Here is an 11,238-nt window from a genome sequence, read left to right as displayed (position 1 = left end):
TCTGATTATGCGTTAGCGCTTTTATATTTTTTTACTTCTTCGATGAATTCATCAAATAAATACTCTGTATCCACTGGACCTCCCATGGCTTCTGGGTGGAATTGAACTGTGAAAATTGGTTTAGACTCGTGACGAATCCCTTCACACGTTCCATCATTTAAATTCGTGAAGAATGTTTTAAATCCTTCTGGTAATTTAGAATCATCCACTGCGAAACCGTGGTTTTGTGAAGTGATGAAACATTTTTTTGTACCCACTAATTGTACTGGTTGGTTGTGCGAACGGTGTCCATATTTTAATTTGAATGTCGATGCACCAGCTGCTAAACTTACCAATTGGTTCCCTAAACAAATCCCAAAGATTGGTTTATCCCCTTTTAAAGATTCTTTGATGTTGTTGATTGTAGGCACACATAAAGCAGGATCTCCAGGTCCATTCGAAATGAATAATCCGTCATACTCTAACGTTGAGTAATCGTAATCCCAAGGCACACGAATTACTTCAACACCGCGGTTGGTGAAACAACGGATGATGTTATTCTTCACCCCACAGTCGATTAAAACAATTTTTACATCAGCACCTTCATTGTAACGAATCACTTCTTTACAAGAAACTTGATCCACTAAATTATCTAAATCTGGATTGTAAAATTCTACGTCTGTATCTGCTACGATTTTACCTAAAGTAGAACCTTGCTCACGTAATTTCTTTGTAATCATACGTGTATCTACACCGTAGATTCCAGGGATATTTTGGCTTTCTAACCAAGCACCTAATTTTTGAATCGCGTTCCAGTGTGAGTAATCATCAGCGTAATAAGAAATTACTAAACCAGTTACTTGGATTTTGTTTGATTCCATCCAAGCTTCGATTGATTCAATCATCGCTTTATCGTCTGGAACACCATAGTTTCCGATCATTGGAGCTGTCATTACCATAATCTGACCTTTATAAGAAGGGTCAGTCAAACTTTCATTGTATCCAACTAATGCTGTGTTGAATACTACTTCTCCTGCGGCAGAAGTGTAAGCACCGAAAGATTTACCTTCGATCTCTAATCCGTCTTGGAATACTAATTTTACTGTCTTATCCATTGATGATAATGTTAATTTCAGTTTCTAATGCTGATATGAATTTATCTACGTATTGTTTTGTAATAGTAAGTGGTGGTAGTAATCTGATTACATTTGTTCCAGCGTATCCCACAAAAATGTTGTGTTTCGCTAGTAAGTTTTTCTTTAATTCCGCAATTGGGAAGTCGAACTCGATTCCGATCATTGATCCTCGACCACGAACTTCTTGAATTTTAGGGAATTTATTTAATTGAATACCGATGTATTCACCGATTTCTTTTGCGTTTTCGATTAAGTTTTCTTGCTCGATCACATCTAAAACAGCAACAGCTGCCGCACATGCTAAGTGGTTTCCTCCGAAAGTTGTTCCTAATAAACCGTAAGACGCTTTAAATTCAGGAGAGATTAATACACCACCGATCGGGAAACCGTTCCCCATCCCTTTTGCCATTGTGATTAAATCTGCTTTGATGTTGGAATGTTGGTGTGCAAAGAATTTTCCTGAACGTCCGTATCCTGATTGTACTTCGTCTGCGATTAAAATCACGCCGTTTTCTGTACAAATAGTTCTTAATTCTTGAACGAATTCGTCTGAAGGTAAAATGATTCCTCCAACCCCTTGGATTGGTTCGTAAATGACTGCAGCTACATCTCCACCTGCAATGATTTCTTTAATTGCATCGATGTTGTAGTCAACGAAAGAAACTTTGTGGTGAGCGTTGAAAGGTGCAACAATTTTTGGGTTGTCTGTTAAAGCAACTGTTCCTGATGTACGTCCGTGGAAAGCGCCGTTGAACGCAATGATACGATCTTTACCTGTGTGGAAAGATGCTAATTTTGCTGCATTCTCGTTGGCTTCCGCTCCAGAGTTACATAAGAATAAGGTATAGTCATCATATCCTGATAATTTCCCTAATTTCTCTGCTAATTCTGTTTGAATTGGAATTTGAACAGAGTTAGAGTAAAATCCGATATTGTTGACTTGTTCTGTAATTTTTTGCACATAGTGAGGGTGTGCATGCCCGATCGAGATCACTGCGTGACCACCGTATAAGTCTAAATATTCTTTTCCGTTTTCATCCCAAAGAATACAATCTTTAGCTTTAACCGGAGTTACGTTCATTAATGGATATACGTCGAATAGTTTCATTTTTCTTTATGTTTTATGTGATACGTTGTAGGTTATACGTTTTTAATTTTACCGATAAGATTAATTAACATCGCTTTGATTTGTTCAATTTGATTGTTTAAAATTTCAAAATCTTCATTTGTTAAATAATTCAAATCTTTAGCTAAGAATAATAAGTATGATGTTTCGTTAGCAGAACCTAAACTGATATTTAAGTATTGAGTCAATTCTTTAGAAGAATATCTTCCACAACCTTCAGCAATATTAGTAGGAATTGAGCTTGCAGCTCTTCTAATCTGAGATGTTAATCCAAACATTTCCTCTTTTGGGAAAGTAAAAGATTTTTGATAAACCATTAATGTTAATTCATGGCTTAATTCCCAAACTTTTAATTTCTTATAATCTTGCATATTGAAACGTATAACTTATAACTTATTACTTATAACGTACAACTTTTTAAAACGCTACCGTCTTTAAATTAAGTCCTAAATTCTCTTCCCATCCGAAGATGATGTTCATATTTTGTACCGCTTGACCAGACGCCCCTTTTGTTAAGTTGTCGATGATCGAAGTGATTAATAAAACATCGTCTTGTTTTTGGATGTGTAATAAACATTTGTTGGTATTTACCACTTGTTTTAAAGCAATTGGCGCATCCGATACAAATGTGTAAGGCTCATCTTTGTAGTATTCTTTGTACAATTGGATCGCCTCTTCTTCTGATAAATCAGATTTTAAATAAACACCGGCTAAAATACCACGAGCAAAATCTCCACGCATTGGTAAGAAATACACTTTGTGATCAAAACCTGGTTGTAATAAATTCAACGTTTGATAAATTTCTCCTTCGTGTTGGTGCGTAAATTCTTTGTAGAAAGATACATTATTGTTTCTCCAGCTGAAGTGAGTAGAAGCCGATAATGATTGTCCAGCTCCAGTAGAACCTGTAACAGCGTTGATATGGATGTCTGCATGAATTTTTTTACTGGCAGCTAATGGTAATAACGCTAATTGAATGGCTGTTGCAAAACATCCTGGGTTCGCAATATTTTTCGCATCTAAGATGGCCGAACGATTGTATTCTGGTAATCCGTAAACGAAATCTCTTTCTTCAAATTTTTGATTAGCATCTAATCGGAAATCGTTACTTAAGTCGATGACAACGGTATGCTCCGCATATTTGTTGTTTGATAAGAATTCTGCCGATTTTCCGTGACCTAAACATAAGAAAACAACATCTGCATTTTCGTCAATTTTATCCGAAAATACGATATCGGTTTCACCGTATAAATCATCGTGAACCTGAGAAACAGGATTTCCTGCATTGGATGTGCTGTATACAGAAGAGATATTGACATTTGGATGATGAATCAAAATGCGAAGTAATTCTCCGGCAGTGTAACCAGCTCCACCTACGATACTAACATTAATTTTATGTGTCATTTGTTATTTTTGCGCGTGTTTATTGTAATCTATATTGAAATAAAGTGGATTCAAGTCAATGAACCCACTTTAACGAATCAATTAATCGAAACTATGAACAATCTTTAATTGATTACCAAATATTTTGATAAATCCTCTGGCATCTCTCGAATCCCAAGCGTCGTTCTCTTCACCATATACAGCAACTTTAGACTGCATCATATCGTAAGGAGATTCGATACCGATCATTGAGAAGTGGTAAGGGTTTAATTGTAATTTCACTTTACCCGTTACTCTCTCTTGCGAAGACTCTAAGAAAGCTTCGATGTCACGCATCACAGGATCTAAGTACTGTGCTTCGTGTAATAAAGTTCCGTACCAGTTTGATAACGAATCTTTGTGTAATAACTGCCATCTTGTTAACGTGTGTTTCTCTAACAAGTGGTGTGCTTTAATTAAGATGTAAGCTGCAGGCGCTTCGAAACCTACACGTCCTTTGATCCCTAAAATTGTATCACCAACGTGGATGTCACGACCGATCGCATATTCACCACCGATTTTGTTTAATTTTTGGATTAAATCAACTGGAGACATTTTTTCACCATCTAAAGCCACTGGAATCCCTTTTTCGAATTCTACTTCGATCACAGATGGTTCTGTTCTTGATAATTGTGTTGGGTAAGCTTCTTCTGGTAAAGCTTCGTTAGAAGTTAATGTTTCTACACCTCCAACTGAAGTTCCCCAAATACCTACGTTTACAGAGTATTTTGCTTTTTCCCAGCTATAATTTACTCCTTTAGAAATTAAGTAATCTACTTCTTGTTGACGAGATAATTTTTCGTCACGGATAGGAGTGATGATTTTTGAATTTGGAGAGATCACTGCGAAAGCAACGTCAAAACGAATTTGATCATTTCCTGCACCTGTTGATCCGTGTACGATGTATTCAGCTTCTACATCTTTTGCGTACTGAGCAATAGCAATTGATTGGAACATACGTTCAGCACTTACAGATAATGGGTAAGTGTTGTTCTTTAAGATGTTTCCGTAAATTAAGTAGCGAACACAATCGTTATAATATTTATCTGTAATATCGATTGTTACGTGTTTAGAAGAACCTAATTCGTAAGCACGAGTTTCGATTTCTTTTAACTCTTCCTCTGAAAATCCACCCGTATTTACAATGACTGTGTGAACTTCCATTCCTTGATCTTTTGTTAAGTTAACTAAACAGTAAGATGTATCTAAACCACCACTGTAAGCTAAAACCGCTTTATTGCTCATTTTGTTATTTGTTTATATTGGGAACTATTGTTTTTAATTCTGTTGTTACCTCTTCTCGAGTACTTGTTTCTTTCATGATGATCAAAATGGTGTCATCTCCTGCGATAGTACCGATGATGCTTTTGAAAGGTGCATTGTCAATCTCGAAAGCTAAACTTGTTGCGTAACCTGGTTTGGTTTTGATAACCCCTAAGTTCTGAGAAAAAGTTAGCGTAACTTGATTCGTATGCGTTATGGTTTGATGAGAATGTTCGTTTTCTGTAAGTTTATAAATGTAATTTCCATTATGATTTGGAAACTTAGAAACTTTTAATTCGCGTAAATCTCTTGATAAAGTTGCTTGAGTGACCACGATGTCCAGGTCCATTAACTTTTTTAAAAGTTCATCTTGACTTCCAATTTCTTCAGTAGAAATCAATTCTTTAATTACCTGGAATCTGTATTTTTTATTACTCATTTTGAATATTTATTCGAAAATTTATGCAAATATACTATTTTTAGACAAAAAAAAACCTAAGAACGAATATTTATTCATTCTCACCATTAATATTTTTATTTTCTTTCGCTGCTTTTGCAAAATCATCATCTAAATTATCGTACACTAATCCTGTACAGATGCATCGTTCTCTATCGTTCTCCATTAAGATGTGGTAGTTTTTACAACTCTTACATCCGTTCCAAAATTCATCAGACTGCGTTAATTCCGAAAAAGTTACTGGTTTGTAACCAAGTTTAGTATTCATACGCATTACGGCTAATGAAGTTGTAATACTGAAAACTTTAGAATGAGGAAATTTCGTTCGAGATAAAGCAAAGACTGCTTTTTTGATTTCTTTACCGATTCCTGAGCTCCTTAAATCCGTACGTACAATTAAACCTGAATTAACGACGAACTTTTCTTCTTCGTACGTCTCAATGTAACTAAAACCTGCTATTTGATCTTCATCATCAAAAGCAATGACCGCATTACCGTTACGCATCTTGCGTTCCAGATATGCCGGATTTCTTTTCGCGATACCAGTCTTTCTCATACGAGCGGATTCTTCATACCACTCGCACAAAAGCGCAGAGTACTTGGCATCGTCTGCATTTGCTATTCTTACATACATAATTTAGGGAGTGTTGATTAGGAAATTAGAAGTTAAAAAAATAGATGACCAATAGCCATCATTACCATTAAAGTTTCTAAAAGAAGTAGAAACCTTTGAATTAAAAGAGTCTTTCTCAGAGTTGAGAAGAATGTTCTTAAAATTTTCTTCCATTAATCAACAAGATATTCAGTTATTATACTGAGATGCAAAGTTAAATACTTTATTTTTGTATCACCAAAAAAACACAATAAAATTTACAGATTTATTAACATGCTTAAAATTATTAAGATAGGAGGAGGGATTATTGATAATCCAGAGGAGTTAACGCGATTTTTGAAAGCGTTTTCTGAAATCCAAGAACCAAAGATTTTAGTTCATGGAGGAGGTAAAGGTGCTTCAAAAATGTTACAGCAATTAGGAATTGAACCTCAGATGGTGGAAGGAAGACGTATTACGGATCAAGCCACACTAGATGTCGTGACAGGTTTATATGCAGGAAATCTTAATAAGAATATTGTAGCACAATTACAACAATTTGGTACAAATGCTGTCGGTCTTTCTGGTGCTGATGGAAATGTGATACAAGGAGTGAAACGTCCGGTAAAAACTATTGATTTTGGATTTGTGGGCGATATTACTCTAGAAGGAATCAATACAGATTTCATTCAATTATTAATTGATCATGGATATACACCTGTTTTGTGCGCCATTACTCATAATGGCGAAGCTCAACTGTTAAATACAAATGCCGATACGATTGCTTCAACGGTAGCAGAAGCTTTGGCTGTAAAAAATGAAGTACAATTGAATTTTTGTTTCGATAAAATCGGAGTTTTACGTGATGTAAATGATGACACCACATTAATCCCAACCATCAACAAAGAATTGTATCAAACGTTGAAAACTGAAGGAGTTATTTTTGAAGGAATGATCCCAAAATTGGATAACGCGTTTCGAGTGATTGAAAATGGAGTGAAACAAGTGACGCTTGTTCATGCCAATAACATTAATTCGGATATTAAAACTACATTATGTTAGAATTATCAATTTTAAATAAAAAAGCAGTTGACTTGTTATGTCAATTGATCGAAACCCAATCATTCTCGAGTGAAGAGCATGAAACAGCAGAAATTATTTTTAATTTCTTAAAAGAGAATGGAGCCACTCCACAACGACAAGATAATAATGTATATGCCATCCATCCTGGATATGATGAATCGAAAAAGACCATTCTTTTAAATTCTCACCATGATACAGTAAAATTTGGAAAATCGTGGACTTATAATCCTTTAAAGGCGACTATTGAAGGTGATCGTTTAACAGGTTTAGGGAGTAATGATGCGGGTGCATCAGCAGTGAGTTTATTAGCCACATTTATTTACTACTTAAATGAAGATATTCCATTTAATTTAATTGTTGCAATTACAGCAGAGGAGGAGAGCTCTGGAAAATTAAATGTAGGAAGTTTGTTACCCGCTTTGCCTAAGATTGATTTAGGAATTGTAGGTGAGCCAACAAAAATGGATATGGCGATTGCCGAAAGAGGGTTAATCGTTTTTGACGTGATTGCAAAAGGTAAAACTGGGCATGCAGCTCGTGAAGAAGGAGTGAATGCTATTTATGAAGCATTAAATGTTATTGAATGGTTTAAAACATATCAATTCGAAAAAGTTTCGGATATGTTAGGACCAGTAAAAACAACGGTAACTCAAATTAACGCAGGGAAACAACACAATGTAGTTCCTGATGAATGTGCTATGGTTGTCGATTGTCGCGTGAATGAATTATATACCAACGAAGAAGTGGCATCAATTATTCAAAAAGCTTTACCTCATGCAGAAGTAAATCCTCGTTCATTGCGATTAAATTCATCGCGAATTTCAATTGATCATCCCATTGTTCAAAAAGGGATTGCATTAGGATGTTCTACCTATGGATCTCCAACGATGTCGGATCAAACGATGATGGCTTTTGATACGATCAAAATTGGTCCTGGAGATTCTGCTCGTTCACACACCCCGGATGAGTATATTTTAATTTCTGAAATTGAACACGGTATTGATCGTTACATTAAATTATTAAAAGATTTTAATTTCTAAATATAAATTCATTGGAAAAAAAATGCGAATCAATAAGATTCGCATTTTCTATATATCATATACAAAAAGAATAGGACAACCATTGGATTGTCCTATTTTGTATGTTATTGCATTTGGAAACGTACCGGGATGTTGAATTGTAACACCGCTGGTCTTCCGTCTTCAGATTCTGCAGGTTTAATTGTTTTACCTCTTCTCTGTTGTTTTTGCGTAATACGCTCTAAAGCTTTTTTCGCTTCAGGACCTAATTTTGCATCTCCTTGAGGAGAGATTTTAACAATACGACCTTGAGTATCAATTTGGAAATTTAATTTCGCTACTGCACTTGTGATACCATCACGTTCTGCAATATCCACGAAATCTGATAACTCATCAGTTAAGTCGTTTTGTAAGCGTTTCGACATACACTCAACTGCTTGGTCTTTCCCTTTTGCTGCTTCTTTTTCACATCCTGGGTAAACTGCCATAATTTTAGCAGAACGGGCTGTTACTGTAGCCGGAGCAGAAGGTTTGTTATTATCGCTATCATTTTTTGGAGCTTGAGTTGTGTTTTTAGGAGCTTCAGGGTTTAAGTTAACTGGACCACCTCCAGTTTGTCCTGTAGACTCTTTACCTTCTCTTTTCTCGAATGATAAATCTTTTCCTTTTAAATCTTCAGCAGGCGGAACCGTTTCTTGAACTTTAGGCTCAGGTTTTGGTTCAGGCATCACAAATTTTTCTTGTGCTGTTTCCTCCTGATAGTGATTTTGTTGAGGTTCTGGTTCTTCTGGTTCTGGCTCAACCACTTCTGGTTCTTCTTCTTCTTCAGGAATATCAGGAATTTCAATATTTGCTAACTCAACGTCAACAGAAATATCTTCGTTTGAATCTCCTTTTACTAAATCAGAAACTGATAACCAAACACCAATTACCATTAACAAAACAATAAAACCACCGCGTAAAAGAGCTCTTAATAAGGTTTGTTTCTCAGACATACGTAAGTCGTAGGCCCCATATTCCTTATTTCTGTTCTCGAATACGATTTCGTCTAGAGACTTTATATTCTTATTGTTATCTGACATTTTAAATTTTCTTTTTTAATTAATCAATCTACGTTATTTACCTACTTTCTCGTCTAAAGCAGCTTGCTCGTAAGGAGCTACTTCCACGATACCATATTTAGTAGATTTCGTAATTTCCATCTCATCTAAAACGTCAACTAAGTTTTTATAACTTGCTCCGTCTGTTGGTTTAATGATAACAGTGAATAATTCTTTATCTTCTGCTCTTGCTGCTGCATCAGTAATTACTTTACGGATACCTTCAGCAGAGTAGTCTGTTTCATTTAAATCAGCTGCAGTTAAGGTTTGATCTTTTTGATGCCAAAGGATTTTACCTTCTTTTCCAATTAAAATAGATAACGAGTTTGATAATTTAATCTCTGGTTTAACAGATTGCTCTATTTTCTCATCTAATTTTGGAGGCATGTTTAAGTTCATCACGTTCGGTTTGATTTGCGTCGCTGCGAACATAAAGAATGTAATTAATAAGAAACCTAAGTCTACTAACGGTGCCATATCAACTTTCGTTGACTGCTTCTTGGAGCGAACTTTTTTACCGTCGCCACTATCTGATGTATCTATTTGCGCCATTTCTTAAACTTCTTTTAATTATTCTTGTGATGTGATTAACTGAAACTTGTTCATATTTTTCTCTTGCAATTGCTTGATTAAAGTTTTGAATTTTGAATATTCAGAATTTTCATCACCTTTAATTGCTAAGAATAAATCTGGATTTGTTTCTTTCGCTTCAAATATCCAATCGATAACTTCCACATTTTTACCACCGATAGTATCCAAAGGAATACCAGGGTTATATTGTGACTGTTTATCAGCAGTAAGATTCAAAAATTGTCTCATTTCTGCCATTGGTACTCCAAACTCGGGGATACTTTTGAAAGCTTTCTTTTCAGCGTCTGTAAATCTAACTCCATATTTCTCACCCATTCTCTCAAGAACTGGAATTCTATCATCTTCTTCGAAAGATAATAAGTAATTTCCTTTTCCATCAATTTTAGCGATCATCATGTTTTCCTCTGCCATTTTCTCATTTGAAACAGATGTAGGTGTTACAACTGCTACAGTTTCTGGATCACGGAAGTTAGATGTTAAGATAAAGAAAGATAACAAAAGCCAAGCCATGTCAGACATAGCTGTTAAGTCCATCGATGGACCTCTTCTTTTTGGTTTTACTCTTGCCATTTTTCTCTGTTTTAATTATTAATATTCGGGATTGTTTTACTAAATCTCAAAGTTTAACTTTGAATTGATTTGCGTTGAATATTAATTGTGAGCAGAGAAAGATTGTTGAATGCTCATACCAACTTCGTCAATTTTGAAAGTTAACTCATCAATTTTAGAAGTAAAGTAAGCATAAGCGATGATAGCGAATGCTGACGCACCAATACCCATACCTGTATTAATTAAGGCTTCCGCGATACCTACAGATAATGTAGCTGAATCTACAGATCCTCCACCTTCACCTAATGCGAAGAACGACTTAATCATCCCGATTACAGTACCCATTAAGGCAATTAATGTACCTACTGAGGCAATTGTAGAAATGATTGTCATGTTTTTCTCTAAAGTTGGCATTTCTAATGTAGTAGCCTCTTCTAAAGTTTTTTGTAATTGAGCTAATTTTTGCTCTTTATTTAAAGTTGTATCGTTTTCTAAAGCTTTGTAAGTTGTTAAACCTTCTTTCACTACGTTTCCGATAGACCCTTTTTGTTTGTCACATAATTCGATCGCTTTGTTAATTTCGTTTTTGTTTAATAAAGCGCGGATATCATTTACAAATTTGTCAGCACTTCCTGTTCCTTTAGCTTTTCCTAAAGCGATAGCACGGTCAATTGAGAAAACAATTACCATGAAGAAGAAAGACATTAAGAATGGGATGATTACCCCCCCTTTATAAATAATTCCTAAAAAGTTTAATGGGTGACCTTTTGCAGTGTCCCCACCCTCGAAGTTAGAAGGTTGACCAAATAAACCGTAGAAAATAGCCATTGCAAGACCAATTAATACGATCATAGTAATAACAGGATTTATACCTCCTTTTTTACCTTTAGCTGGTACTGATACATTCTTTTCCATTTACTA

The 11,238-nt window shown here is 35.3% G+C and carries 13 protein-coding genes; 2 read left to right on the top strand and 11 right to left on the bottom strand.

Features of this window, described 5'->3' with window-relative positions:
* Positions 1-5: 5 nt before the first annotated feature.
* From carA to AC1QSP_RS07225, 7 genes are all read right to left on the bottom strand, one after another.
* Complete coding sequence (gene carA, locus AC1QSP_RS07255; protein WP_484078159.1) at positions 6-1,094, bottom strand: glutamine-hydrolyzing carbamoyl-phosphate synthase small subunit; 1,089 nt, start codon at positions 1,092-1,094, stop codon at positions 6-8.
* Positions 1,087-2,223, bottom strand: a complete 1,137-nt coding sequence (locus tag AC1QSP_RS07250; protein ID WP_322971950.1) for an aspartate aminotransferase family protein — start codon at positions 2,221-2,223, stop codon at positions 1,087-1,089. Before AC1QSP_RS07250 ends, carA begins: the two co-directional genes overlap by 8 nt.
* A 32-nt stretch (positions 2,224-2,255) precedes the next feature.
* Positions 2,256-2,612 (bottom strand): four helix bundle protein, encoded by a 357-nt coding sequence (locus AC1QSP_RS07245; protein WP_484078158.1) that lies wholly within the window; start codon positions 2,610-2,612, stop codon positions 2,256-2,258.
* 46 nt (positions 2,613-2,658) lie between these two features.
* Positions 2,659-3,645 (bottom strand): N-acetyl-gamma-glutamyl-phosphate reductase, encoded by a 987-nt coding sequence (gene argC, locus AC1QSP_RS07240; RefSeq protein WP_484078157.1) that lies wholly within the window; start codon positions 3,643-3,645, stop codon positions 2,659-2,661.
* Between the two features lie 81 nt (positions 3,646-3,726).
* A complete protein-coding gene (gene argG / locus AC1QSP_RS07235; protein WP_484078156.1) occupies positions 3,727-4,908 on the bottom strand; it encodes an argininosuccinate synthase in 1,182 nt (393 codons plus the stop codon).
* 4 nt (positions 4,909-4,912) lie between these two features.
* Entirely contained in the window at positions 4,913-5,365 is a 453-nt protein-coding gene (locus AC1QSP_RS07230; RefSeq protein WP_322971954.1) for an arginine repressor, read from the bottom strand.
* A 70-nt stretch (positions 5,366-5,435) separates the two neighbouring features.
* Positions 5,436-6,017 carry a GNAT family N-acetyltransferase gene (locus tag AC1QSP_RS07225; protein ID WP_484078155.1) on the bottom strand — a complete coding sequence of 194 codons (582 nt, stop codon included), beginning with the start codon at positions 6,015-6,017 and terminating at the stop codon, positions 5,436-5,438.
* Positions 6,018-6,269: 252 nt separating this feature from the next.
* On the opposite strand from AC1QSP_RS07225, the gene argB reads away from it, so the two are divergent.
* Entirely contained in the window at positions 6,270-7,037 is a 768-nt protein-coding gene (argB, locus tag AC1QSP_RS07220; protein WP_484078154.1) for an acetylglutamate kinase, read from the top strand.
* A complete protein-coding gene (locus AC1QSP_RS07215) occupies positions 7,031-8,098 on the top strand; it encodes a M20 family metallo-hydrolase (RefSeq protein WP_484078153.1) in 1,068 nt (355 codons plus the stop codon). The genes argB and AC1QSP_RS07215 overlap by 7 nt, the downstream gene beginning before the upstream one ends.
* Before the next feature lie 104 nt (positions 8,099-8,202).
* Here AC1QSP_RS07215 and AC1QSP_RS07210 read toward each other — a convergent pair whose 3' ends face one another.
* The 4 genes from AC1QSP_RS07210 to AC1QSP_RS07195 form a co-directional block, all read right to left on the bottom strand.
* Entirely contained in the window at positions 8,203-9,159 is a 957-nt protein-coding gene (locus tag AC1QSP_RS07210; protein ID WP_484078152.1) for a hypothetical protein, read from the bottom strand.
* 33 nt (positions 9,160-9,192) lie between these two features.
* Positions 9,193-9,729 carry an ExbD/TolR family protein gene (locus AC1QSP_RS07205; RefSeq protein WP_484078151.1) on the bottom strand — a complete coding sequence of 179 codons (537 nt, stop codon included), beginning with the start codon at positions 9,727-9,729 and terminating at the stop codon, positions 9,193-9,195.
* Between the two features lie 18 nt (positions 9,730-9,747).
* Positions 9,748-10,338, bottom strand: a complete 591-nt coding sequence (locus AC1QSP_RS07200) for an ExbD/TolR family protein (RefSeq protein WP_484078150.1) — start codon at positions 10,336-10,338, stop codon at positions 9,748-9,750.
* An 81-nt stretch (positions 10,339-10,419) separates the two neighbouring features.
* A complete protein-coding gene (locus AC1QSP_RS07195; RefSeq protein WP_484078149.1) occupies positions 10,420-11,232 on the bottom strand; it encodes a MotA/TolQ/ExbB proton channel family protein in 813 nt (270 codons plus the stop codon).
* Between the last annotated feature and the right edge of the window lie 6 nt (positions 11,233-11,238).

The organism is Faecalibacter sp. (assembly GCF_057177045.1).
This window is presented reverse-complemented; position numbering and strand designations above follow the sequence as displayed.

Coding starts and splice junctions, on each gene's coding strand:
- argB (WP_484078154.1), top strand. CDS start 6,270: ATGCTTAAAATTATTAAGATAGGAGGAGGGATTATTGATAATCCAGAG.
- carA (WP_484078159.1), bottom strand. CDS start 1,094: ATGGATAAGACAGTAAAATTAGTATTCCAAGACGGATTAGAGATCGAA.
- argG (WP_484078156.1), bottom strand. CDS start 4,908: ATGAGCAATAAAGCGGTTTTAGCTTACAGTGGTGGTTTAGATACATCT.
- argC (WP_484078157.1), bottom strand. CDS start 3,645: ATGACACATAAAATTAATGTTAGTATCGTAGGTGGAGCTGGTTACACT.
- AC1QSP_RS07245 (WP_484078158.1), bottom strand. CDS start 2,612: ATGCAAGATTATAAGAAATTAAAAGTTTGGGAATTAAGCCATGAATTA.
- AC1QSP_RS07225 (WP_484078155.1), bottom strand. CDS start 6,017: ATGTATGTAAGAATAGCAAATGCAGACGATGCCAAGTACTCTGCGCTT.
- AC1QSP_RS07205 (WP_484078151.1), bottom strand. CDS start 9,729: ATGGCGCAAATAGATACATCAGATAGTGGCGACGGTAAAAAAGTTCGC.
- AC1QSP_RS07210 (WP_484078152.1), bottom strand. CDS start 9,159: ATGTCAGATAACAATAAGAATATAAAGTCTCTAGACGAAATCGTATTC.
- AC1QSP_RS07215 (WP_484078153.1), top strand. CDS start 7,031: ATGTTAGAATTATCAATTTTAAATAAAAAAGCAGTTGACTTGTTATGT.
- AC1QSP_RS07195 (WP_484078149.1), bottom strand. CDS start 11,232: ATGGAAAAGAATGTATCAGTACCAGCTAAAGGTAAAAAAGGAGGTATA.
- AC1QSP_RS07250 (WP_322971950.1), bottom strand. CDS start 2,223: ATGAAACTATTCGACGTATATCCATTAATGAACGTAACTCCGGTTAAA.
- AC1QSP_RS07230 (WP_322971954.1), bottom strand. CDS start 5,365: ATGAGTAATAAAAAATACAGATTCCAGGTAATTAAAGAATTGATTTCT.
- AC1QSP_RS07200 (WP_484078150.1), bottom strand. CDS start 10,338: ATGGCAAGAGTAAAACCAAAAAGAAGAGGTCCATCGATGGACTTAACA.